This window comes from Pseudomonas sp. KSR10 (genome assembly GCF_022355455.1).
GTDB classification, from domain to species: domain Bacteria; phylum Pseudomonadota; class Gammaproteobacteria; order Pseudomonadales; family Pseudomonadaceae; genus Stutzerimonas; species Stutzerimonas stutzeri_E.
The window spans coordinates 648,173-670,623 of sequence record NZ_JAKOEN010000019.1 but is presented as its reverse complement, the minus strand read 5'-3'; the positions used below and the strand labels follow the sequence as shown (position 1 = coordinate 670,623).

At 63.5% G+C, this 22,451-nt stretch carries 20 protein-coding genes; 14 read left to right on the top strand and 6 right to left on the bottom strand.

Annotation, left to right across the window (positions count from 1 at the left end; translation table 11 throughout):
- Positions 1–36: 36 nt before the first annotated feature.
- From eutC to MCB86_RS12000, 4 genes are all read right to left on the bottom strand, one after another.
- A complete protein-coding gene (eutC, locus tag MCB86_RS12015; RefSeq protein WP_239611085.1) occupies positions 37–852 on the bottom strand; it encodes an ethanolamine ammonia-lyase subunit EutC in 816 nt (271 codons plus the stop codon).
- Between the two features lie 64 nt (positions 853–916).
- Positions 917–2,311 (bottom strand): ethanolamine ammonia-lyase subunit EutB, encoded by a 1,395-nt coding sequence (locus MCB86_RS12010; RefSeq protein WP_239611084.1) that lies wholly within the window; start codon positions 2,309–2,311, stop codon positions 917–919.
- 25 nt (positions 2,312–2,336) lie between these two features.
- Positions 2,337–3,788 carry an ethanolamine permease gene (gene eat, locus MCB86_RS12005; RefSeq protein ID WP_239611083.1) on the bottom strand — a complete coding sequence of 484 codons (1,452 nt, stop codon included), beginning with the start codon at positions 3,786–3,788 and terminating at the stop codon, positions 2,337–2,339.
- A gap of 163 nt (positions 3,789–3,951) precedes the next feature.
- Positions 3,952–5,472 (bottom strand): aldehyde dehydrogenase family protein, encoded by a 1,521-nt coding sequence (locus MCB86_RS12000; protein WP_045160722.1) that lies wholly within the window; start codon positions 5,470–5,472, stop codon positions 3,952–3,954.
- A 206-nt stretch (positions 5,473–5,678) separates the two neighbouring features.
- Between MCB86_RS12000 and mpl the strand changes: the two genes are divergently transcribed.
- The 12 genes from mpl to dgoD all read left to right on the top strand — a co-directional run bounded on the left by mpl (position 5,679) and on the right by dgoD (position 17,632).
- On the top strand, positions 5,679–7,028 hold the full coding sequence (gene mpl, locus MCB86_RS11995) for a UDP-N-acetylmuramate:L-alanyl-gamma-D-glutamyl-meso-diaminopimelate ligase (protein ID WP_168425102.1): 1,350 nt from the start codon (positions 5,679–5,681) through the stop codon (positions 7,026–7,028).
- A gap of 148 nt (positions 7,029–7,176) precedes the next feature.
- Positions 7,177–7,806: a flavin prenyltransferase UbiX gene (gene ubiX / locus MCB86_RS11990; protein WP_045160724.1), complete on the top strand. Its 630-nt coding sequence runs from the start codon at positions 7,177–7,179 to the stop codon at positions 7,804–7,806.
- 42 nt (positions 7,807–7,848) lie between these two features.
- Positions 7,849–8,148, top strand: a complete 300-nt coding sequence (locus MCB86_RS11985) for a YceK/YidQ family lipoprotein (RefSeq protein ID WP_045160725.1) — start codon at positions 7,849–7,851, stop codon at positions 8,146–8,148.
- Between the two features lie 471 nt (positions 8,149–8,619).
- Positions 8,620–9,345, top strand: a complete 726-nt coding sequence (locus MCB86_RS11980) for a FadR/GntR family transcriptional regulator (RefSeq protein ID WP_239611082.1) — start codon at positions 8,620–8,622, stop codon at positions 9,343–9,345.
- 24 nt (positions 9,346–9,369) lie between these two features.
- On the top strand, positions 9,370–10,248 hold the full coding sequence (locus tag MCB86_RS11975) for an SMP-30/gluconolactonase/LRE family protein (protein ID WP_239611081.1): 879 nt from the start codon (positions 9,370–9,372) through the stop codon (positions 10,246–10,248).
- A 51-nt stretch (positions 10,249–10,299) separates the two neighbouring features.
- Positions 10,300–11,118 (top strand): SDR family oxidoreductase, encoded by an 819-nt coding sequence (locus tag MCB86_RS11970; protein ID WP_045160728.1) that lies wholly within the window; start codon positions 10,300–10,302, stop codon positions 11,116–11,118.
- 135 nt (positions 11,119–11,253) lie between these two features.
- The gene (locus MCB86_RS11965; protein WP_045160729.1) at positions 11,254–12,258 is read left to right on the top strand and encodes a substrate-binding domain-containing protein; all 1,005 of its coding nucleotides are present in this window, start codon (positions 11,254–11,256) and stop codon (positions 12,256–12,258) included.
- An 85-nt stretch (positions 12,259–12,343) separates the two neighbouring features.
- On the top strand, positions 12,344–13,858 hold the full coding sequence (gene araG / locus MCB86_RS11960; RefSeq protein ID WP_045160730.1) for an L-arabinose ABC transporter ATP-binding protein AraG: 1,515 nt from the start codon (positions 12,344–12,346) through the stop codon (positions 13,856–13,858).
- A gap of 21 nt (positions 13,859–13,879) precedes the next feature.
- Positions 13,880–14,848, top strand: a complete 969-nt coding sequence (gene araH, locus MCB86_RS11955) for an L-arabinose ABC transporter permease AraH (protein ID WP_045160731.1) — start codon at positions 13,880–13,882, stop codon at positions 14,846–14,848.
- A gap of 39 nt (positions 14,849–14,887) precedes the next feature.
- Complete coding sequence (locus MCB86_RS11950) at positions 14,888–15,862, top strand: 2-dehydro-3-deoxygalactonokinase (protein WP_239611080.1); 975 nt, start codon at positions 14,888–14,890, stop codon at positions 15,860–15,862.
- The gene (locus MCB86_RS11945) at positions 15,837–16,460 is read left to right on the top strand and encodes a 2-dehydro-3-deoxy-6-phosphogalactonate aldolase (protein WP_239611079.1); all 624 of its coding nucleotides are present in this window, start codon (positions 15,837–15,839) and stop codon (positions 16,458–16,460) included. The genes MCB86_RS11950 and MCB86_RS11945 overlap by 26 nt, the downstream gene beginning before the upstream one ends.
- Before the next feature lie 23 nt (positions 16,461–16,483).
- On the top strand, positions 16,484–17,632 hold the full coding sequence (gene dgoD / locus MCB86_RS11940) for a galactonate dehydratase (RefSeq protein WP_045160734.1): 1,149 nt from the start codon (positions 16,484–16,486) through the stop codon (positions 17,630–17,632).
- A gap of 272 nt (positions 17,633–17,904) precedes the next feature.
- On the opposite strand, the gene MCB86_RS11935 is transcribed toward dgoD, so the two are convergent.
- Both MCB86_RS11935 and queG read right to left on the bottom strand, forming a co-directional pair.
- Positions 17,905–19,053 carry an aldose epimerase family protein gene (locus MCB86_RS11935; protein WP_239611078.1) on the bottom strand — a complete coding sequence of 383 codons (1,149 nt, stop codon included), beginning with the start codon at positions 19,051–19,053 and terminating at the stop codon, positions 17,905–17,907.
- 178 nt (positions 19,054–19,231) lie between these two features.
- Positions 19,232–20,305 (bottom strand): tRNA epoxyqueuosine(34) reductase QueG, encoded by a 1,074-nt coding sequence (queG, locus tag MCB86_RS11930; RefSeq protein WP_239611077.1) that lies wholly within the window; start codon positions 20,303–20,305, stop codon positions 19,232–19,234.
- A gap of 187 nt (positions 20,306–20,492) precedes the next feature.
- Between queG and MCB86_RS11925 the strand changes: the two genes are divergently transcribed.
- Positions 20,493–21,992, top strand: a complete 1,500-nt coding sequence (locus tag MCB86_RS11925) for an NAD(P)H-hydrate dehydratase (RefSeq protein ID WP_239611076.1) — start codon at positions 20,493–20,495, stop codon at positions 21,990–21,992.
- On the top strand, positions 21,980–22,450 hold the full coding sequence (tsaE, locus tag MCB86_RS11920) for a tRNA (adenosine(37)-N6)-threonylcarbamoyltransferase complex ATPase subunit type 1 TsaE (RefSeq protein ID WP_045160739.1): 471 nt from the start codon (positions 21,980–21,982) through the stop codon (positions 22,448–22,450). The genes MCB86_RS11925 and tsaE overlap by 13 nt, the downstream gene beginning before the upstream one ends.
- Position 22,451 lies beyond the last annotated feature (1 nt).

Here is a 22,451-nt window from a genome sequence, read left to right as displayed (position 1 = left end):
CCGCAGCTTCCGCAGCTTCGGCGAATTGCGTTTGGCTTAACCGAGCAGGAAGTTGCCCGCTTTCGGCGTGCCGTCATCCAAGCTGAGCACGTCCGCTTCGTCCTTGAGCGTCACGCCCGAGAGCTGGCGGCGGCAGGCTTCGCGCATCAGATGGATCAGCCTGTGGGCGGCGAGGTTGTAGCTCAGGCCTTCCAGGCGGATGTTGGAAATGCAGTTGCGGTCGGCATCGGTGCGGCCGACTTTCGGCGCGAAAGTGAAGTACAGGCCGAGGCTGTCCGGCGAGCTCAGGCCGGGGCGTTCGCCCACGAGCATCACCACCATTTTCGCCTTGAGCCGCTCGCCGACTTCGTCACCGAGCGCGACGCGGCTTTGTTGTACCAGGCAGATCGGCGCGAGGCTCCAGCCGTCCTTTTCGATCTGCTCCTCGATGCGCTGGAGCAAGGGCAGGGCGTGACGCTGCACGGCCAGCGCCGACAGGCCATCGGCGATGACGATGGCCAGGTCGTAGCCCGTCGCGTGTTGCTGCGCGTGATCGTTCACCCGCTCGGTCGAGTCGTCACTCAATCGCCGCCCCAGATCTGGCCGCTGCAGATAGGTGTCGCGGTCCGGTGCGGCGCTGTGCAGCTGCAGGACGCGATGGCCGCGCCGTTCCAGCTGCGTCGCCAGCTCTTCGGTGTCCAGGGCGAGGTGCACGGCGTCCCGCGCCTGGGCATGGGCGAACTGGAAATCCAGCTGGGCGTCGGTGGGCAGACTGACGCCCGCACGCCCCAGGGCGATCCGCGCGGGCGTGAGCTGACGCAGGTGAGCCCAGGGATTGGTGATGGCGGTGGGCGTTGGCGATTGCCGGCTCATGGGGCATTCCTTGGTTCAGGTCGACGGGCGGGGGCGGGGGCGGGGACGCGCCGCGTCGGGGGCTTCATGTCATGCGCTCCAGCGCCTGTCGGAAGGCCGGTGGAAGCTCGCTGCCCATCTGCAGGCGGCCGCCGTCCTGGCGCAGGATGTCCATTTTCGCCAGCCATTCTTCGAATTCTGGCGCCGGCCTGAGCCCTAGGCTCTGGCGCAGGTAGAGGGCATCGTGAAAGGAGGTGGTCTGGTAGTTGAGCATTACGTCGTCCGAGCCGGGGATGCCCATGATGAAGTTGATGCCGGCAGTGCCGAGCAGGGTCAGCAGCACGTCCATATCGTCCTGATCGGCTTCGGCGTGGTTGGTGTAGCAAATGTCGCAGCCCATGGGCACGCCGAGCAGCTTGGCGCAGAAGTGATCTTCCAGCCCGGCGCGGATGATCTGCTTGCCGTTATAGAGATATTCCGGGCCGATGAACCCGACCACGGTATTGACCAGCAGCGGCTTGAATTTGCGCGCCACGGCATAGGCACGCGCCTCGCACGTCTGCTGGTCGACGCCATGGTGCGCGTTGGCCGACAAGGCGCTGCCCTGGCCGGTTTCGAAGTACATCAGGTTGTCGCCCACAGTGCCGCGCTTCTGCGACAGGCCGGCCTCGTAGCCTTCCCGTAGTACCGCCAGATTGATGCCGAAACTGCTGTTAGCCGCCTCGGTGCCGGCGATGGACTGGAACACCAGATCCAGCGGCGCACCGCGGTTGATCGCTTCGATGGAGGTGGTGACGTGGGTGAGGATGCAGCCCTGAGTCGGGATTTCGTAGCGCTGGATGATGGCGTCGAGCATCTTCAACAGTTCGCAGATGCCGCTGGTGCTGTCGGTGGCGGGGTTGATGCCGATCACCGCGTCGCCGTTGCCGTAGAGCAGGCCGTCGACGATGCTCGCGGCGATGCCGGCGGCCTCGTCGGTCGGGTGGTTGGGCTGCAGGCGGGTAGACATGCGTCCGCGCAGGCCGATGGTGTTGCGGAATCGGCTGACGACCCGGACCTTCTGCGCCACCAGAATCAAGTCCTGCACGCGCATGATCTTCGACACCGCGGTGACCATTTCTGGCGTCAGCCCCGGCGACAGCGCCTTCAGCGAGGCTTCATCTGCGTCGTTACCCAGCAACCAGTTGCGGAAATCGCCCACGGTCAGGTGGCTGACCGGGGCGAAGGCGTTGGCGTCGTGACTGTCGATGATTAGGCGGGTGACTTCATCGGTTTCGTAAGGGATCAGCGCTTCGTCGAGGAAGCGCTTGAGCGGGATCTGCGCCAGGCACATCTGTGCGGCGACGCGCTCGGCGTCGCTGCCCGCCGCGACTTCGGCGAGGAAGTCGCCGGAGCGCGCCGGGCTGGCTTTGGCCATCACCTCGCGCAAGCTGTCGAAGCGCCAGTTGGTGCCGCCTACGCTATGCGCATATCCCGCCATGTCGCCCCCTTGTGTGTGCGATGCCTTATTTGTGCAGTGCCGCTTCGGCGTTCTCGATCGCTGCGAACTCTTCTTCCGGCGTGCCAGCCACCAGATGGTGCCGGCTGTAGAAGGCGAAGTAGGCGATGAAGATCCCGTAGATCACCACGGCGGCGATCACCACCCGCGGGTCGACCAGGAAGCCCGCCACCACCGCGATGCAGGCCAGCACCAGCGCGACGCCCGAGGTCAGCACACCGCCGGGCGTCTTGTACGGGCGATGCATATCCGGGCGACGCATGCGTAGGACGATATGCGAGGCCATCATCAGCACGTAGGAGATGGTCGCACCGAACACCGCGACGAGAATCAGCAGGTCGCCCTGGCCGGTCAGCGAGAGCAGGAAGCCGATGATGCCCGGAATAACCAGTGCCATGACCGGCGCCTTGTTCTTGTTGGTCAGCGACAGTTTGCGCGGCAGGTAGCCGGCCCGCGACAGCGCGAAGATCTGCCGCGAGTAGGCGTAGATGATCGAGAAGAAGCTGGCGATCAGCCCGGCCAGCCCGACCAGATTGACGAAGCCGCTCATCCAGGTGGACGAGCCATAGGCGATGGTAAGCGCTTCGACCAGCGGGTTGCCGGACTCGACCAGTGTGCTGGAACCCGCACCACCGGGGCCGACCAGCAGGATCAGCCCGGCAAAGGCCACCAGAATCAGCATGGCGCCGATCAGCCCGCGCGGCATATCGCGCTGTGGATCCTTGGTTTCCTCGGCGGCCAGCGGCACGCCTTCGACCGCGAGGAAGAACCAGATCGCGTAGGGAATCGCCGCCCAGATACCCACGTAGCCATAGGGCAGGAAGTTACTGGCGCCAGCGGCGCTGGTCGGCGCGATGTCGAGCAGCTTGTCCACCGAGAAGTGCGGCACCATCGCGACGATGAACACGCCCAGTGCCAGCGCCGCGATCGCGGTAATGATGAACATCAGCTTCAACGCCTCGCCGACACCAAATATGTGGATGCCGATGAAGATAATGTAGAACGCGAGGTAAATCGCCCAGCCACCAATACCGAACAGTGACTCGCAGTAAGCGCCGATAAACACGGCGATGGCCGCCGGCGCGATGGCGTATTCGATGAGGATCGCCGTGCCAGTGAGAAACCCGCCTAATGGGCCGAAGGCGCTACGGGCGAAGCCATAGCCGCCGCCCGCAGTGGGGATCATCGAAGACAGCTCGGCCAGCGAAAAGCACATGCACAAGTACATGGTCGCCATCAGCAGCGTGGCGATGAACAGCCCGCCCCAGCCACCCTGGGCGAGCCCGAAGTTCCAGCCGGCATAGTCGCCGGAAATGACGTAAGCAACGCCCAGGCCCACCAGCAGCACCCAACCGGCGGCGCCTTTCTTCAGTTCGCGTTCCTTGAAATAGGTGCTGCCAACTGTTTCGAAATCGATGGCGTGATTTGGAGGTGTCGCACTGCTGTGTTCGAGAGCCATGGGAATCATCCTCTGATGGGGTCGGGTACGGCAGGATCGTTAAAGCAAGCGCTGTGCCTGCAGCATGCTTTCGCTCTGCTGCGCCTTATCGCAGGCACCGCCGCACCAGCCCGGCGCGCATGGCGTCGGGCTGGCACCTTGTCGGAGCGTTACAGCGAACGGGCTAGAAGAACCCCAGAGGATTGATGTCGTAGCTGATCAGCAGATTCTTCGTTTGCTGGTAGCTGTCGAGGATCATCTTGTGCGTCTCGCGACCGACGCCGGACTTCTTGTAGCCACCGAAGGCCGCATGGGCCGGGTAAAGGTGGTAGCAGTTGGTCCAGACACGGCCGGCCTTGATCGCCCGGCCCATGCGGTAGGCGCGATTGATGTCGCGTGTCCATACGCCTGCACCCAGGCCGTACTCGGTGTCGTTGGCGATGGCCAGGGCTTCGGCTTCGTCCTTGAAGGTGGTCACGCCGATCACCGGGCCGAAGATTTCCTCTTGGAACACACGCATCTTGTTCGTGCCCTTGAGCAGCGTCGGCTGGATGTAATAACCGGTGGCGAGCGAGCCTTCGAGCTTCTCCACACCGCCGCCAGTGAGTACTTCGGCCCCTTCTTGCTTGGCGATTTCCAGGTAGGACATGATCTTGTCGAACTGCTGCTGGCTGGCCTGTGCGCCGACCATGGTGTCGGTGTCCAGCGGATCGCCGCGCTTGATCTGCGAAACCTTCTTCATCACCGCTTCCATGAACGGCCCGTAGATCGACTCCTGCACCAGCGCCCGCGACGGACAGGTGCAGACTTCGCCCTGGTTGAAGAAGCCCAGCACCAGGCCTTCGGCGGCCTTCTCGATAAAGGTCGGCTCGGCCTGCATGATGTCTTCGAAGTAGATGTTCGGGCTTTTGCCACCCAGCTCGACGGTGCTCGGGATGATGCTCTCGGCGGCGCGCTTCATGATGTGCGAGCCCACCGGGGTCGAGCCGGTGAAAGCGATCTTGGCGATGCGCTTGCTGCTGGCCAAGGCCTCGCCGGCTTCACGGCCGTAGCCTTGCACGACGTTGAGCACGCCCGGCGGTAGCAGGTCACCGATCACCTCCATCAAAACGGCGATCCCCAGCGGCGTCTGCTCAGCGGGTTTCAGCACCACGCAATTGCCCGCCGCCAGAGCCGGCGCAAGCTTCCAGGCGGCCATCAGGATCGGGAAGTTCCACGGGATGATCTGTCCGACTACGCCCAGTGGCTCGTGGAAATGATAGGACGCGGTGTTTTCATCGATCTCGGCGCTGGTGCCTTCCTGGGCGCGGATGCACCCGGCGAAGTAACGGAAGTGGTCGGCGGCCAGCGGGATGTCAGCGTTCAACGTCTCGCGCACGGCTTTGCCGTTGTCCCAGGTTTCGGTGATGGCGAGCATCTCGAGGTTCTGCTCGATGCGATCGGCAATCTGCAGCAGGACCAGCGAGCGCGCCTGCGCGCTGGTTTTGCCCCAGGCATCGGCAGCGGCATGGGCGGCGTCCAGGGCCTTTTCGATATCCGCCGCGTCGGAACGGGGGAATTCGGCGATGGGTTGACCGTTGACCGGGGAAAGGTTGGTGAAATACTGGCCGTTGACCGGCTCGACGAACTCGCCGCCGATGAAGTTGCCGTAGCGGGACTTGAAGGAAACGACAGCGCCTTCGCTGCCGGGATGGGCGTAACGCATGGTGAGTCTCCGGGACTTGTAATTGTGTGGGACTACTGTGATTCAGCGTAGAACAAAGCCCGTTCGTCGGTTGGCGAGGCGACGTGCGGTGCGGGGTTTCGCGGGCGGGTGCTGTGCTAATCTGCGCCGCAGTTTTCGGCGCCGATACAGCGCGGCTGTGCCGCCTGGCCCCATGGGTTTGGCGTAGCGCTTTTCAGAGGTCATTCATGCATATTCATATTCTCGGCATCTGCGGCACCTTCATGGGTTCGCTGGCGGTGCTGGCCAAGGAACTGGGCCACCGCGTCACTGGCTCCGACGCCAACGTCTATCCCCCGATGAGCACCCAGCTGGAAGCCCAGGGTATCGAGCTGACCCAAGGCTACGAGCCCAGCCAGCTCGAACCGGCACCGGATCTGGTAGTGATCGGCAATGCGTTGTCGCGTGGCAACCCAGCGGTGGAGTACGTGCTGAACAAGGGGCTGCCCTACGTGTCCGGTCCGCAGTGGTTGGCCGATCACGTGTTGCAGGGGCGTTGGGTATTGGCCGCTGCCGGCACCCATGGCAAGACCACCACCAGCAGCATGCTCGCCTGGGTGCTGGAGCATGCCGGCATGAGCCCGGGCTTTCTCATCGGCGGTGTGCCGCAGAACTTCGGTATCTCGGCGCGGCTGGGCGGCACCCCGTTCTTCGTGGTCGAGGCGGATGAATACGACAGTGCCTTCTTCGACAAGCGCAGCAAGTTCGTCCATTACCGTCCGCGCACGGCGATCCTCAACAATCTGGAATTCGACCACGCCGATATTTTCCCGGACCTCGCCGCGATCGAAAGGCAGTTCCACCATCTGGTGCGAACCGTGCCGAGCGAAGGGCTGGTCATTCATCCCGAGTCAGAAGCAGCGCTAAAACGGGTGGTCGGCATGGGGTGCTGGACGCCAGTGCAGACAACCGGCGAAGGTGGGCAATGGCAGGCCAAGCTGCTCAGCGCCGACGGCTCGCGTTTCGAGGTCATCTTCGACGGTGCCGTGCAGGGCGTGGTGGACTGGGAGCTGACCGGTCAGCACAACGTCAACAATGCCTTGGCCACACTTGCAGCAGCCCGGCATGTCGGCGTATTGCCCAAGCAGGGCGCCGAGGCGCTGAGCGAGTTCTTGAGCGTCAAGCGGCGCATGGAAAAGGTCGCCGAGGTCAATGGCGTGACCATCTACGATGACTTCGCCCATCACCCGACCGCTATCGCCACGACCCTCGATGGCCTGCGCAAGCGGGTGGGCGATACGCCGATCATTGCCGTGATCGAGCCGCGTTCCAACTCCATGAAGCTTGGTGCTCACCGCGAAGGCCTGGCCGATTCGGTGGTATTGGCCGATCGGGCGATCTGGTACGCGCCGCCGAACCTCGGCTGGGATCTGGCCGCTACCGTGGCCGGCTCGCCGGTCGAGACGACCGTCTGCGATTCGCTGGACGCGATCATCGCCAAGGTGAAAGCCGACGCCAAACCGGGTACGCAGGTGGTGGTGATGAGCAATGGCGGTTTTGGTGGGCTGCACGTCAAGCTGGCCGCCGCTTTGAGCTGATCGCTCAAGGTGGAAAACGCTTCGCGGTTTTCCACCCTACGGTGACCGTGGGTAGGGTGGAAATCGCCGAAGGCATTTCCACGCGCAGGACAGGTAGGGTGGGCTTCAGCCCACCGGAACACGACCAGGCGGCAAAGGGAACAGATATATGAACGGACCGGAACGCATCACTCTGGCCATGACCGGCGCCTCCGGCGCGCAGTACGGCCTGCGCCTGCTCGACTGCCTGATTCAGGAAGACCGCGAGGTGCACTTCCTGATCTCCAAGGCCGCGCAGCTGGTGATGGCCACTGAGACCGATGTTGTGCTGCCGGCCAAGCCGCAGGCCATGCAGTCGTTCCTGTCCGAATACACCGGCGCGGCGGCGGGGCAGATCCGTGTGTTCGCCAAGGAAGACTGGATGGCACCCCCGGCTTCGGGCTCCGGCGCGCCGACCGCGATGGTGGTAGTGCCCTGCTCCACTGGCACCCTGTCGGCCATCGCCACCGGCGCCAGCAACAATCTGATCGAGCGCGCGGCAGACGTTGCGTTGAAAGAGCGTCGCCAACTGATCCTGGTCCCGCGTGAAGCGCCGTATTCGAGCATCCATCTGGAGAACATGCTCAAGCTGTCCAATCTCGGCGCAGTCATCCTGCCGGCCTCGCCGGGCTTCTATCATCAACCGCAAACCCTCGATGATCTGGTCGATTTCGTCGTCGCGCGTATCCTCAACCTGCTCAACATCCCGCAGGACATGTTGCCGCGCTGGGGCGAACACCATATCGTCAGCGACGACTGATCCTAGCCGCGCCTGCGTTCGACAATCACCGAGGAGGCGCACATGAAGGGATCGGCCATACGACTCGGCGCCACACTGGCGCTCGTCCTGCTGCTCTCCGGTTGCGCCACGGTGCGCACCCTCGACGCCGCCAAGCCCGGCGCGCCCATCGTCTATTCGGGCACTCGGCTGGACTGGTACAGCCTCAACGGCGGTTGCTGCCCGCTGGACCGCTTCGGGGCCAAAGCGCCGAAATATGCGGCCCTCGACCTGCCTGCCAGCGTTTTGCTGGACACCCTGCTACTGCCGCTCTCGCTCGCGGCCGCGCTTGGGCTGGGGATCAACGTACAAGGCGGTCTCTAACCCCTCGGTTCAATGCGCTTGCCCTCGTGACGAGGCTCGTTTGCCGATAAGTATTGGTTATCGCACGATCAGCAGCTGTCACTAGGCAGCGCTCGCGGTGCTTCTTAGAGTGGCCGGCACCCAGAACAATAAAAGCGAGGAAAGACGATGAGGCGTTGCCTGATCGCGAATCCCGAGCGTGGCGCGCAGACGCCCGACATTCTCTATTCATATGATCAGAAGGCTGGCCTGCTGGGTCATCCGACGGTTGGCGGAATCAACAACCGCCGTTCGGCACGACAGGGTGCCTTTCCTGTAACCGCCCATGAAAGCTGTAGTCGCTTCGTCAGGTTGACTCCGTGGCGTGGCGCCGGCCGCTTGCCCGCTCAATCGTTCGGGCGATTTCGATGTGAGAGTTGCCAACTTCATTTGACAGCCAATCATATGATGATAGGGTTCAGTAGACCCAAGGGCAGTCGCACAGAGGCTCGCATGTCGAACAACTATCACAGCGCAACGGTGGAATGGCTGGGTTCCTGGATCGCGTCGGGTAAGGTTCAACCTGGCGAGACACTCAAGGTCGAAGCCGGTCTCTGCGAAGAGCTGGGCGTCAGCCGCACCGTGATCCGCGAGGCGATCAAGACGCTGGTGGCCAAGGGCATGCTCGACGTCGGGCCGAAGGTGGGCACACGAGTGACGCCGGTGCGTTCCTGGAATCTGTTCGACGTCCAGGTCGTAGGCTGGTTGGCTGAGAACGGCCTGCCGGAAAGTTTCGTGATGGACCTGATCGACCTGCGCCGAACCATCGAACCGACCGCCGTGCGCTGGGCATGTGAACGCGCGACGCCGAAGCAGATTGCTGAAATCCAGGCTGCCTATCAGTCGCTTGCCGCCTCCCTGGGCGACAAGGACGACTACAACCGCGCCGACAAGCTCTTCCACGAGGCGGTGCTTGCTGCCAGCCACAATCAATTCATCGAACGCATGGTGCCCGCGTTGGGCGCCTTGCTGGCGGTGTCCTTCGAAGTGTCATCGACGGTGCCTGACGAACTCGGCCTGACCCTGCCGCTGCACAAGGAAATTGCCGACGCCATCGCCAGCCGCGATGGCGCGCGCGGGGTCTGGGCGTGCATGACGCTGATCGAGCGTGCGGCCCTGACCATTTCACGTCATTACCCCGAGCTGGTCGTATTACGCGGCGAGCAGACTGCGCCATAAAAACAATGAAAGCGGAGTGCGACCATGCAATGGCTGCCCATCTCGCAACAACGTTACCTGCTGGCCGAGGGCCCTTTCTGGGATGTCCGGCAGCAGACGCTCTATTGGGTCGATATCATCGGCCGACTGGTCTGCCGGCTGGGCCCGGACGGCTACCGCCAGTGGCAGCTGGCCGAGCCGGTCTCGACGTTCATTCCCTGCCGGCGTGGCGACGCGCTGGTGACGCTGGCCAGCGGTGTCTACCGCCTCGACCTCCACGCCGCTGACGACGAGTCTGCGCTCAAGCGCTTCTGCATCGCCGACGGTACGCCCGGCAACCGCGCCAACGAAGCGCGCTGCGATGCCCAGGGGCGGCTCTGGCTCGGCACCATGCAGAACAACATCGATGAGGATGGCGGCGACCTGCCTATCACCCGGCGTTCCGGTGGTCTGTTTCGAGTCGATCCGGATGGTTCGGTCACGCAGCTGCTCAGCGATCTGGGCATCGTCAATACGCTGCTGTGGAACGAGGCGGGTGATCGCGTCATCTGCGGCGACACGCTGGACGAATCGCTGTACAGCCACCGCGTCGCTGACGACGGGCAGCTGATCGACCGAGACACCTGGGCCGGCCCGCATCCGCGTGGAGTTCCCGACGGCTCGGCCATGGATGCCGAGGGCTACGTCTGGAATGCACGCTGGGGTGGTCATTGCCTGCTGCGTTTCGCGCCGGATGGCTGCCTGGATCGCATCGTCGAATTGCCCGTCAGTCACCCCACCAGCTGCGTATTCGGCGGGCCCGACCTGACCCATTTGTATGTCACCTCCGCCAGGACGGGCGAGGCGTCGACTGAACTGGACGGCGCCGTGCTGATGGCTGATGTCGGTATCACCGGCACGCCTTGTACACGTTTCGCCGGTTGATCTGTTTATCCGGCCGCACTGTGGCCACTTAACTGCTTAGGAGTTGTTCACATGGCCTCACCGCTTTCATTGCCACCGACACCCGAACCCCAACGCGGCGAGCGCCTGAAAGGCAAGGTCGTGGTCGTCACCGGTGGTGCTCAGGGCATCGGCGAGGCGATCGTGGCCTGCTTCCAGGCGCAGCAGGCCAAGGTCGTGATCGGTGATATCCAGGGTGAGAAGGCCGAGCGGGTCGCCGCTGGCTGGCGAGCGCGAGGCGGTGAGGTGCGTGCCCTGAAGACCGACGTCACCCAGCCGGCGGAGCTGGAGGCGCTGGTTGGTCTGGCGCTCGAGCACTACGGCCAGGTCGATGTGCTGGTCAATTGCGCAGGCGTCAACGTATTTCGCGATCCGCTGGAAATGACCGAAGAGGACTGGCGGCGTTGCTTCGCCATCGATCTGGACGGCGTCTGGTTCGGTTGCAAGGCGGCGTTGCCACATATGGTGCAACGCGGCATCGGCAACATCATCAATATCGCCTCGGTTCACTCGACCAACATCATTCCCGGCTGCTTTCCATACCCCGTCGCCAAGCACGGCCTGCTCGGGCTGACTCGCGCACTGGGCATCGAATATGCGCCCAAGGGCATCCGCGTCAACGCCATCGCGCCGGGCTACATCGAGACGCAGCTCAACGTCGATTACTGGAACGATTTCGCTGACCCCCACGCCGAGCGCCAGCGCGCCTTCGACATGCATCCGCCGCGGCGCATCGGCCAGCCGATCGAGGTGGCGATGACCGCGCTGTTCCTCGCCACCGACGAGGCGCCTTTCATCAACGCCGCCTGCATCACCATCGATGGTGGACGCTCGGTGCTCTACCACGATTGACAAGGGTTCGTTTCAAAGGGGCCGGCAGTGCCCCCAGCGGCAAGCCGCCAGCAAGGCATCCGGTGGTGACGTGTCAGGGGGATGAGCTCTGACGAATCAACAAAAAGCTATTCAATAAGAACAATGGAGGTAGCTATGTTCCGGTCTTTCGGAATCCGTTCGCTTTGCTGTGCCGCGCTGACTGTTGGCGCGATGAGTTTCGCCGGTGCGACTCTGGCCGAAGACGAGGTCAAGATCGGCTTTCTGGTCAAGCAACCCGAAGAGCCCTGGTTTCAGACCGAGTGGGCCTTCGCCGAGAAGGCCGCCAAGGAGCATGGGTTCACCCTGCTGAAAATCGCCGTGCCGGATGGCGAGAAAACGCTGGCCGCCATCGACAGCCTGGCGGCCAATGGCGCTAAGGGCTTTGTCATCTGCACCCCCGACGTTGCGCTCGGCCCGGCCATCGTTGCCAAATCCAAGTTCAACGACCTCAAGGTCATGGCTGTCGACGATCGCTTCGTCGATGCCAAGGGCCAGCCCATGGAAGAGGTGCCGTATCTTGGTATGGCCGCTTTTGAAGTGGGCCAGAAGCAGGGCGCGGCCATGGCTGAAGAAGCCAAGAAGCGCGGCTGGGACTGGAACGACACTTATGCGGTGATCAACACCTACAACGAACTCGACACCGGCAAGAAGCGTACTGACGGTTCCGTCGATGCGTTGAAGAAGGCTGGCTTCCCCGAAGACCACATCTTCTACACCCCGCAGAAAACCCTCGACGTGCCGGGCAGCATGAACGCCACGACCTCGGCGCTGGTGAAGCTGCCGCGTGGTGCGAAGCACCTGATCATCGGTGGCATGAACGATAACACCGTGCTGGGCGGCGTAAGGGCCACCGAAAGCGCGGGGTTCAGCGCCGAGAACGTGATCGGCATCGGCATCAACGGCACCGACGCCATCGGTGAGCTGAAGAAGGACAACAGTGGCTTCTACGGCTCGATGCTGCCCAGCCCGCACATCGAAGGCTATGAAACCGCGCGGATGATGTACGAGTGGGTCACCACCGGCAAAGAACCACCCAAGTACACCGCGATGGACGAAGTCACCCTGATTACCCGCGAGAACTTCCAGGAAGAGCTGGAAAAGATCGGTCTCTGGAAATAAGCCGGTCCATTCGCGGGAGGCCTGATCTCAGGTCGATTTCAGTATCGAACTCGTCCAGTCGAACGGGCGAGGGTGGAGACGCTCCATGCTTCAACAAGTCAATTCGGGCGACAGCCTGCGTTTCAACGGCATCGGTAAGAACTTCCCCGGCGTGCGTGCGCTGTCGGAAATCAGCTTCGAAGCCCGGCCCGGCACCGTTCACGCCCTGATGGGTGAGAACGGCGCCGGGAAGTCGACGCTGCTGAAAATTCTCGGCGGCGCCTATCAGCCGAGCAGCGGTGATCTGCAGATCGGGGCGCGCACACTGGCATTTCGATCCGCCGGGGAAAGCATCGCCAGCGGTGTCGCGGTGATCCACCAGGAGCTGCATCTGGTGCCGGAAATGAGCGTGGCCGAAAACCTGATGCTCGGGCACATGCCTTCGCGCTTCGGGCTGGTGAATCGGAGGGCGATGCTGCGTCAGGCGCATGAACTGCTCAAGGGACTGGCTGACGAGATCGATCCGTCTGCACGCCTGGGCAGCCTGTCGCTGGGGCAGCGTCAGCTGGTGGAAATCGCCAAGGCGATGTCGCGCAACGCCCATGTGATCGCCTTCGACGAGCCGACCAGCAGCCTCTCGGCGCGGGAAATCGAGCGGCTGATGACGATCATCGGCCGGCTGCGGGACGAGGGGCGAGTGGTGCTTTACGTCTCGCACCGGATGGAAGAGATCTTCCGTATCTGCGACGCGGTCACGGTGTTCAAGGACGGCCGCTTCGTCTGCACCTTCGACGATATGAGCGAGCTGACCCATGACGCGCTGGTGACCTGCATGGTCGGGCGCGATATCCAGGACATCTACAACTACCGCCCGCGCGAGCAGCAAGGCGAGGCCTTGCGCGTCGAAGGGCTGCTCGGCCACGGTTTGCAGGAGCCGGTGAGTTTCTCGATCAGCCGTGGCGAGGTACTCGGCTTCTTCGGTCTGGTCGGTGCCGGGCGTACCGAACTGCTGCGCCTTCTCGCCGGGTTGGCCCCGCACAAGGCCGGTACGGTGCAGCTCGATGGCCAGCCCTTGCAACTGAAGTCGGCACGCGACGCCATCGCTTCGGGGATTCTGCTCTGTCCCGAAGATCGCAAGAAGGAAGGCATCGTGCCGCTGGGCAGCGTGGCGGAGAACATCAACATCGGTGCGCGTGGCCGCAACGCCCGTCTCGGCTGTCTGGTGCAGGGCCGCTGGGAGCGCGAGAACGCCGACCGGCAGATCCGCGCCCTGAATATCAAGACCCCGTCGGCGGACCAGCAGATCGTTTTTCTCTCTGGCGGCAACCAGCAGAAGGTGATTCTCGGGCGCTGGCTGTCGATGCCAATGAAGGTGCTGCTGCTCGACGAACCCACCCGCGGCATCGACATCGGCGCCAAAGCCGAGATCTACCAGATCATCCATGACCTCGCGGCGAGCGGTATCGCGGTGATCGTCGTCTCCAGCGACCTGATGGAAGTCATCGGCATATCCGATCGCATCCTGGTGATGAGCGAGGGCGCGATCACCGGTGAAGTCACCCGCGACCAGGCTGAAGAATCCCGCCTGCTGCAACTGGCACTTCCGCGCTCGCGCGGCTGAACAACCATGAAGAGGTGCTCTATGTCTGCTCAACAAAACGCTCTGGCCGCGCCGCGGCAGGGTCTCAACATGCGCCGCTTCCTCGACGACTGGGTCATGGTGTTGGCGGCGCTCGGCATCTTCGCGTTGTCGGCGATCTTCATCGATAACTTTCTCTCGCCGTTGAACATGCGCGGCCTGGGGCTGGCGATCTCGACCGTGGGCATCGCCGCCTGCACCATGCTGTTCTGCCTGGCGTCCGGGCACTTCGACCTCTCGGTCGGCTCGGTGATTGCCTGCGCCGGCGTTGTGGCGGCTGTGGTGATGCGCGATACCGAGAGTGTGTTCCTCGGTGTCTCGGCGGCGCTGGCGATGGGGTTGGCGGTCGGGCTGATCAACGGCATCGTGATCGCCAAGCTGCGCATCAATGCCTTGATCGCCACGCTGGCGACGATGCAGATCGTGCGCGGGCTGGCCTATATCTTCTCCAACGGCAAGGCCGTGGGGGTGATGCAGGAGGACTTTTTCCTGTTCGGCAATGGCAGTCTGTTCGGCGTACCGGTGCCCATCCTGATCACTGTCGTCTGCTTCGCCTTCTTCGGTTGGCTGCTCAACTACACCACCTATGGTCGCAACACCATGGCCATCGGCGGCAATCAGGAAGCGGCGCTGCTGGCTGGGGTCCATGTCGATCGTACCAAGATCATCATCTTTGCCGTGCATGGCCTGATCGGCGCGCTGGCCGGTGTGGTATTGGCGTCGCGGATGACCTCGGGGCAACCGATGATCGGCCAGGGCTTCGAGCTGACGGTGATTTCAGCCTGCGTACTCGGGGGCGTCTCGCTCAGCGGCGGCATCGGCATGATCCGCCACGTGATCGCCGGGGTGCTGATTCTGGCGATTATCGAGAACGCGATGAACCTGAAGAATATCGACACCTTCTACCAGTACGTCATCCGCGGCACGATTCTGTTGCTGGCGGTGATCATCGATCGGCTGAAGCAGCGCTGATCCCAATCGCGCCGCGTGTCGGCGCGCTGGAGAAATCCCGTGGATACACACCTGATCGCCCTGGATTGGGGCACCAGTTCGCTGCGCGCTTATCGGCTCGGTGCGGCCGGCGAAACGCTGGAAGTGCGCGGCTTGCCACTGGGTGTCATGCAGCTCGATGGCTGCGAGGCCGACTTCGAGCGCGCACTGGAGCAGGCGTGTGGTGACTGGCAGAGCGCCGCGCCCCAAGCCCCGATGATTGCCTGCGGCATGGTTGGCAGCGCCCAGGGCTGGCGTGAAGCCCGCTATATCGAAGCGCCGCTGCGTGCCGATGAACTGACATTGCTGCCCATCGAGCGCTCGCACGGAATGCCGCTATGGTTGGTGCCCGGCGTGATTCAGCGCGGCGGCGTGCCGAACGTGATGCGTGGCGAAGAAACCCAGGTGTTCGGCCTGCTCGATGGCGATGACAGTCAGCTTGCGCCATTGCTGATCGGCCTACCGGGTAGCCACAGCAAATGGGTCACGGTGGAAGGTGGGCAGCTCAGCCGATTCCAGACCTTCATGACCGGCGAGGTCTATCAGGCGTTGCTGGGCCATACGATTCTCGGGCGCACCGCGGTGACCAGCGACAGCTTCAATGCCGCGGCTTTCGAGCGTGGCCTTCGCGTCGCAAGGTCGAGCGAAGGGCAGGCCGGCCCGCTTTCGACGATTTTCAGCAGCCGCACGCTGGTGCTGACCGGCGAGCTCAGCGGCGCAGCCCAGGCCGATTACCTGTCCGGGCTGTTGATAGGGCACGAGCTGGCCGCCATGAGCGCGATGCTGCAGGTGCCGCCATCGCAGTCCATCGTCCTGATCGGCAATTCGACCCTGTGTGCTCGCTACCTTTGGGCGCTCGAGCATTGCGGCTTCGAGTCGTTGCGCTTCGCGCCCGAGGCCACGGCCGCCGGGCTCTGGAAGATTGCCGCAGGCGCCGGCCTGGTCGCCACCGATACTGCAGGAGAGTCAGATGTTCCACCGCACGCTTGCCATTAACGGGCTGGTCGCGATCCTCCGTGGCCTGCGCCCCGAGGAGGCCGAGTCGGTCGGCAGCGCGCTCTATGCCGTCGGTATAAGGATCATCGAGGTACCGCTCAATTCGCCGCAGCCGCTGCGCAGCATCGAAATCCTGCGCCGGACCTTGCCCGACGATTGCCTGGTTGGCGCCGGTACGGTGCTTTCAACGCAGCAGGTGCAAGCGGTGAAGGAAGCCGGCGGGCAGCTGATCGTCATGCCGCATTGCGACGCCCAGGTGCTGCACGCTGCTAAGGCCGCGGGTCTTTATCTCGCACCTGGCGTTGCCACGCCCAGCGAAGCCTTCGCGGCACTGGCGGCGGGTGCCGACGCGCTCAAATTGTTCCCCGCCGAGCAGGTCGGTATCGGCGCGATGAAAGCCTGGCTGGCCGTGCTGCCGACCGGTACGGCGCTGCTGCCGGTGGGCGGCATCACGCCGGAGAACATGGCGCCTTACCTGCGGGCCGGGGCGGCCGGCTTCGGTCTTGGCTCGGCACTTTATTCGCCGGGATTGTCCGCCGACGAGGTGGGTCGCCGGGCGCACGCCTTCATGCTGGCCCGCCACGCGGCGATGGCCTGACCACTTTCTGCGAGAGAGCTGCGATGAAAATTACCCGCCTTACCACGCTGGTTGTGCCGCCACGCTGGCTGTTCCTCAAGATCGAAACCGATGAAGGCGTCACCGGCTGGGGCGAGCCTGTCGTCGAAGGCCGCGCGCACAGCGTCGCCGCGGCAGTGGATGAGCTGGCCGACTACCTGGTGGGGCGCGATCCGCGCAACGTCGAAGACCTCTGGACGGTGATGTACCGTGGCGGCTTCTACCGGGGCGGGCCCATTCTGATGAGCGCCATTGCCGGTATCGATCAGGCGCTGTGGGACATCAAGGGCAAGGCGTTGGGTGTCTCGGTCAGCGACTTGCTCGGTGGGCGGGTGCGCGAGCGTATCCGGGTGTACTCCTGGATTGGCGGTGATCGCCCGGCGGATACCGCCAACGCCGCCCGCGCTGCAGTGGCGCGTGGCTTCAGTGCAGTGAAGATGAACGCCAGCGAGGAGCTGCAGTTCGTCGACAGCCATGCCAAGGTCGATGCGGTGTTGGCGAACATGGCTGCCGTACGGGATGCGGTGGGCAGAAATATCGGTATTGGCGTGGATTTTCACGGCCGCGTGCACAAGCCCATGGCGAAGATCCTGATCAAGGAGCTCGAGGCGTATCGGCCGATGTTCATCGAGGAGCCGGTGCTCAGCGATAACTATGAGGCGCTCAAAGAGCTGGCGCCGCTGTCCTGTGCGCCCATCGCGCTGGGAGAACGGTTGTATTCGCGCTGGGATTTCAAACGCATCCTCGCCGACGGTTACGTCGACATCATTCAGCCGGACACCTCTCATGCCGGCGGCATCACCGAGACGCGCAAGATCGCCAGCATGGCCGAGGCCTACGACGTCGCGCTGGCGCTGCATTGCCCGCTCGGACCGATTGCGCTGGCGGCGTGCCTGCAGTTGGACGGCGTCTGCTACAACGCCTTCATTCAGGAGCAGAGCCTGGGCATCCATTACAACCAGGGCAACGACCTGCTCGACTACATCAGCAACCGGGAGGTGTTCGAGTACGAGGATGGCTTCGTCGCGATACCGAATGGGCCGGGGCTGGGCATCGAGATCAATGAGGATTACGTGCGGGAACAGGCGCGTATCGGCCATCGTTGGCGCAACCCGATCTGGCGTCACGCCGATGGCAGTGTGGCCGAGTGGTAGGGCGGCGACATGGTTGTAGTCAGGCGCACGGCAGGCCTCACGGCCCGTAGCTGCAGCAAGAGCCAAAAGCTTCGCCCCGAGGCGGGCCTCCCACAAAAGCGGCCAGCGCGCACCGAACCGCTGTAGGAGGCGCGCCCCGCGGCGAACGCTGGTTCGGATCCACAACGGTCTATGAAACCAACCGTGCTGCAAGCAAAGCGGCTGCTAAAAAAGCGACCTCGCCAACCGCGAGGCTCGTTACAGCCTGAAGGCCCCTTGCGGGGCCTTCTGCATCAGGGCTTGGGAAATTTGTAGATCGTGGTCTGGGTGTAGGTCTCGCCCGGGTCGAGGCGAGTGCTCGGGAAGTCTGGTTGATTGGGCGAGTCCGGGTAGTGCTGCGTTTCCAGTGTGAAAGCGCTCCAGTGCGAGTAGGTCTTGCCGCCTTTGCCCTTGATGCTGCCGTCGAGGAAATTGCCGGTATAGAGCTGCACACCGGGCTCGGTGGTGTACATCAACAGCCGCCGTCCGGACTCGGGGTCGTGCACTTCGGTAGCCAGCTTGCTGAGGTCGCCATCGGTATCCAGCACCCAGTTGAAATCGAAGCCGCCGGCCTTGGCCTCGGCGAACTTCAATTGCTCGTGATCATCCTTTATGTGTTCGCCAAAGCGGGTCGGCTGGAGGAAATCCATCGGTGTGCCCTTCACCTCGGCCAGCTCGCCGGTGGGGATGAGTTTCTCGGTGACCGGTGTATAGCGCGAGGCGTGCAGCGTCGCGACCTGATCCAGCACGCTCGGGCTGCCAGCGCCGGCGAGGTTGAAGTAGCTGTGGTTGGTCAGGTTGAGCACGGTGGGTTTGTCGGTGGTGGCGCGGTACTGAATGCGCAGCTCGTTGTCTTCGTTGAGGCTGTAGGTCACATGGGTGGTCATTGTGCCTGGAAAGCCCATCTCGCCATCGGGCGACACGTAGCTCAGCTCGACACCGACCCAGCCGTCCTCGTCGGCGGGCCTGGCCTTCCAGACCCGTTTGTCGAAACCCTCCGGCCCGCCATGCAGGGCGTTGCTGCCGTCGTTCTGCGGGATCTGGTAGGTCTTGCCGTCGAGTTCGAAGCGGCCATCCGCGATGCGGTTGCCAAAGCGCCCGATAGTCGCGCCGAAGTAAACGTTGCCGTTCTTGATGTAGCCATCGACATCATCGAAGCCGAGCACGATGTCGTCGGTCTTGCCGTTCTTGTCCGGTATCAGCAATGACTGCAGCACGCCGCCGTAGGTGATCACCACCGCTTCCACCCCTTGGCTGTTTTTCAGGGTGTATTTTTCGATGGGCGTGCCGTCCGGCATCTTGCCGAAGCTGCCGTGCTGGTTGGACAGACCTGCCGCTTGGGCGCCGAATGTACTGATCATGAGTGACAGGGCAATTCCGTTGAGTAGCAATCTGGGTTGCATGGCTTCACCTGACATTGTTGTTGTTTTTTGCGTGAGCGCACGCCGCCAGGGCTGTTTGGATGTTGGGCGACGTTGCGTCGGCTAAAGCCTAGACAGTGGAGTTATTCCCTCCCAATACCAATTACGGTGTCTTCGATATGCAAACCGATATATCTTCAAGTTCTGAGACATGATCTGATCAGCTGTGCTGGCGGGCTCCGTGTTGCGCCAGTGCCCACTCGACGTGTTCGCGCACCAGTTCAGATGGGTCCTCGCGGCGAGCCTGCAGCGCTTCAAGCACGGGAATGCTCGAGGGGGCGTTGCCCAACCCGACGGCCAGATTGCGCAACCAGTTCTGGTAACCCGTCCGCCGCAGCGGCGAGCCTTCGGTACGGCTGAGAAATTCCGCTTCGGTCCAGCGAAACAGCGCCGCCAGTTCGGCATTGTCGAGGCTGTGGCGGGGCTGGAAGTCGGTCTGCTCAGTTGGTTTGGCGAAGCGATTCCAGGGGCAGACGATCTGGCAGTCGTCGCAGCCGAACACCCGGTTGCCGATCTTCGGCCGCAGCTCGACCGGTATCGGGCCTTTCAGCTCGATGGTGAGGTAGGAAATGCAGCGTCGCGCGTCCAGCATACGTTCCCCGACGAAGGCCTCGGTCGGGCAAATGTCCAAGCAGGCGTGGCAGCTGCCGCAGTGGTCGCGCGCACTGGGCTCGTCAACCGGCAAATCGATGTCTACGAAGAGTTCGCCGAGGAAGAACCAGCTTCCAGCCTTGCGGTTGAGCACCAGGGTGTTCTTGCCGATCCAGCCGAGGCCGGCCTGCTGCGCCACGGCTTTTTCCAGCACTGGCGCGCTGTCGACGAAGGCGCGGAAGCCGAAGGGACCTATGACTTGCTGAATGCGCTCGGCCAGCTGCTGCAGGCGCTTGCGGATCAGCTTGTGGTAGTCGCGCCCTAATGCGTAACGCGAGACGTAGGCCTTCTCGGGATGCGCCAGTTGCGCGGCCATGCGCGTGTCGCCCGGCAGGTAATCCATGCGTAACGACACGACTCGCAGCGTGCCCGGCACCAGCTGCTCCGGGTGGGAACGTTTGCTGCCGTGGGCAGCCATATAATCCATCTCGCCGTGGTAGCCGGCTGCCAGCCAGCGCTCCAGGTGCGCTTCATGCTCGCCCAGGTCGACACCGGTGATGCCAACCTGCTGAAAGCCGAGCTCGCGTCCCCACTCCTTGATGGAGTCGGCAAGTGCGACGGGGTCGAGAGTGGTGCTGGACATGGCTTCGGTTGTCGGGCGTTACGGCGTGTGATGGGCAACTGATGTTCGTTTCGGTGCGGTGGCTGTTACAGCTGCCGCGCTGTGCGCTCTGAGGTGGTGACATCCATTGTTGTCCGCCGTCGACGCGCTGCGGGCGGCCAGGCAGGCGCATGCGTATAATTCTGCCAGATATTCGCTCGGGTGATTCATGTCCCAGACCACCGATACACTCCCCAACCGTCTTTACTCGGTCGCGCAGGTACGCGAACTCGACGCTCGGCTGATCGCCGCCGGGACGCCCGGTTTCGAACTGATGCAGCGCGCCGCCCACGCAGCCTGGCGTGCCTTGCGCTGGCGTTGGCCGGATAGCGCCGAAATCACCGTGCTGGCTGGGCGCGGCAATAACGCTGGAGACGGGTACCTGATCGCAGCGCTGGCGCAGCGCGCCGGTCGTGAGGTTCAGGTCATCGCAGTGGGTGATCCCCTCCAGCTGCAGGGCGATGCTGCCAGCGCCTTCAATGAAGCACAGGCAGCCGGCGTGCGGGTGACCCCCTGGTCGTCTGGCGCCGAGCTGCGCGGTGTGCTGGTCGATGCGCTGCTCGGCACAGGGATTACCGGCGAGGTGCGCGAACCGTACGCCAGCGCCATTCGCGCCATGAACGAAAGTGAGCTAGCGATCCTTGCAGTCGATTTGCCATCGGGGCTGTGTGCCGACACCGGGCGCCTGCTCGGCGAGGTGGTGCGTGCCGAGCTGACTGTGACATTCATCGGGCTCAAGCTCGGGCTGTTCACTGGAGAGGGGCCGGATCGGATCGGCGCGCTGGTCTTCGATGACCTACAAGGCGACGCGCAGGTGGTCGAGCAGAGTGCGTACGCCGCCGTGCGTTTGTCCGAAGCGGTCCTGCCCAAGCTCGCGCCCCGTTCCCCGACCGCTCATAAAGGGAGCTTCGGTCAGGTACTGGTCATTGGCGGTGACCTTGGCACGGGCGGTGCTGCCTTGCTGACAGCCGAAGCGGCACTGCGCTGCGGGGCCGGCATGGTGACCCTGGCAACGCGGCCGGAGCATGTCACCGCCTCGCTGGTGCGGCGCCCGGAGATCATGTGCAGTGGTGTCGAATCCACCTATGCGCTGACGGGGCTGACCGGACGCGCCGATGTGCTGGTCATCGGGCCAGGCCTGGGGCAAGCGCCGTGGGGGCGCAGTTTGCTGTCGCTGGCTCCGCAGTGCCGCATGCCTCAAGTGTGGGACGCCGATGCGCTGAACCTGCTGGCGACCGGCGCGGTCGAGTTGCCGAGTGATTGCCTGCTGACGCCGCACCCAGGCGAGGCCGCACGGTTGTTGGGCATGACGGTCGCACAGGTCCAGGCCGATCGTCCCGCGGCAACCCAAGCACTGGCAAAGCGCTACAGTTGTAGCGTACTGCTCAAAGGCGCAGGTACGCTGATCGCAGGACCTGATGGACGTTTGGCGCTATGTGATCGCGGCCATCCGGCCATGGCCAGTGCGGGGCTGGGCGACGTTCTGGCGGGCGTCGCGGGCGCCCTACTGGCGCAAGGCCTTAGGCCGTTCGATGCAGCCTGTCTGGCCGTGTGGCTGCATGCCGTGGCCGGTGAGCGCGCCGGCGAGCAAGGCCGTGGATTGGCCGCCGTCGATATGATCCCAGCCATTCGCCAGCTGCTCGAGGAACAATCGCCATGCCGGATGTGACGCTATTTGCAGCCGACGAAGCGGAGATGCTGGCGCTGGGTGCGACCATCGCCCGGGCGACCGATGGTCGGGGCGTGATCTATCTGCATGGTGATCTCGGCGCAGGCAAGACGACGTTGTCGCGCGGGCTGATTCGCGGTTTCGGACATGAGGGCAAGGTCAAAAGCCCGACCTTTACCTTGGTCGAACCTTACGAAACGCCGGCCGCACGCGTCTTTCACTTCGACCTGTACCGGCTCGTCGATCCGGAAGAACTGGAGTTTCTGGGCATTCGCGACTATTTCGAAGGGGACGCATTGTGCCTGGTAGAGTGGCCAGAACGTGGCGCCGGCATTTTGCCAAAGGCCGACCTGGACATTACCATTACGCCCCAAGGCGCTGGCCGCTCGCTGCGTCTGACGCCGCGAGGCGAACGTGGAGTTGGCTGGTGTTCTGTCCTGACCATCGGTAATCAATGAA

Bases quoted from the DNA above. Each gene is read 5' to 3' on its own strand.
- dgoD (WP_045160734.1), top strand. From the start codon at position 16,484: ATGAAAATTACCCGCCTTACCACGCTGGTTGTGCCGCCACGCTGGCTG.
- MCB86_RS11945 (WP_239611079.1), top strand. From the start codon at position 15,837: ATGTTCCACCGCACGCTTGCCATTAACGGGCTGGTCGCGATCCTCCGT.
- MCB86_RS11935 (WP_239611078.1), bottom strand. From the start codon at position 19,053: ATGCAACCCAGATTGCTACTCAACGGAATTGCCCTGTCACTCATGATC.
- tsaE (WP_045160739.1), top strand. From the start codon at position 21,980: ATGCCGGATGTGACGCTATTTGCAGCCGACGAAGCGGAGATGCTGGCG.
- eutC (WP_239611085.1), bottom strand. From the start codon at position 852: ATGAGCCGGCAATCGCCAACGCCCACCGCCATCACCAATCCCTGGGCT.
- MCB86_RS12000 (WP_045160722.1), bottom strand. From the start codon at position 5,472: ATGCGTTACGCCCATCCCGGCAGCGAAGGCGCTGTCGTTTCCTTCAAG.
- MCB86_RS11985 (WP_045160725.1), top strand. From the start codon at position 7,849: ATGAAGGGATCGGCCATACGACTCGGCGCCACACTGGCGCTCGTCCTG.
- eat (WP_239611083.1), bottom strand. From the start codon at position 3,788: ATGGCTCTCGAACACAGCAGTGCGACACCTCCAAATCACGCCATCGAT.
- MCB86_RS11925 (WP_239611076.1), top strand. From the start codon at position 20,493: ATGTCCCAGACCACCGATACACTCCCCAACCGTCTTTACTCGGTCGCG.
- ubiX (WP_045160724.1), top strand. From the start codon at position 7,177: ATGAACGGACCGGAACGCATCACTCTGGCCATGACCGGCGCCTCCGGC.
- MCB86_RS11980 (WP_239611082.1), top strand. From the start codon at position 8,620: ATGTCGAACAACTATCACAGCGCAACGGTGGAATGGCTGGGTTCCTGG.
- araH (WP_045160731.1), top strand. From the start codon at position 13,880: ATGTCTGCTCAACAAAACGCTCTGGCCGCGCCGCGGCAGGGTCTCAAC.
- MCB86_RS11975 (WP_239611081.1), top strand. From the start codon at position 9,370: ATGCAATGGCTGCCCATCTCGCAACAACGTTACCTGCTGGCCGAGGGC.
- queG (WP_239611077.1), bottom strand. From the start codon at position 20,305: ATGTCCAGCACCACTCTCGACCCCGTCGCACTTGCCGACTCCATCAAG.
- MCB86_RS11965 (WP_045160729.1), top strand. From the start codon at position 11,254: ATGTTCCGGTCTTTCGGAATCCGTTCGCTTTGCTGTGCCGCGCTGACT.
- MCB86_RS12010 (WP_239611084.1), bottom strand. From the start codon at position 2,311: ATGGCGGGATATGCGCATAGCGTAGGCGGCACCAACTGGCGCTTCGAC.
- araG (WP_045160730.1), top strand. From the start codon at position 12,344: ATGCTTCAACAAGTCAATTCGGGCGACAGCCTGCGTTTCAACGGCATC.
- MCB86_RS11970 (WP_045160728.1), top strand. From the start codon at position 10,300: ATGGCCTCACCGCTTTCATTGCCACCGACACCCGAACCCCAACGCGGC.
- mpl (WP_168425102.1), top strand. From the start codon at position 5,679: ATGCATATTCATATTCTCGGCATCTGCGGCACCTTCATGGGTTCGCTG.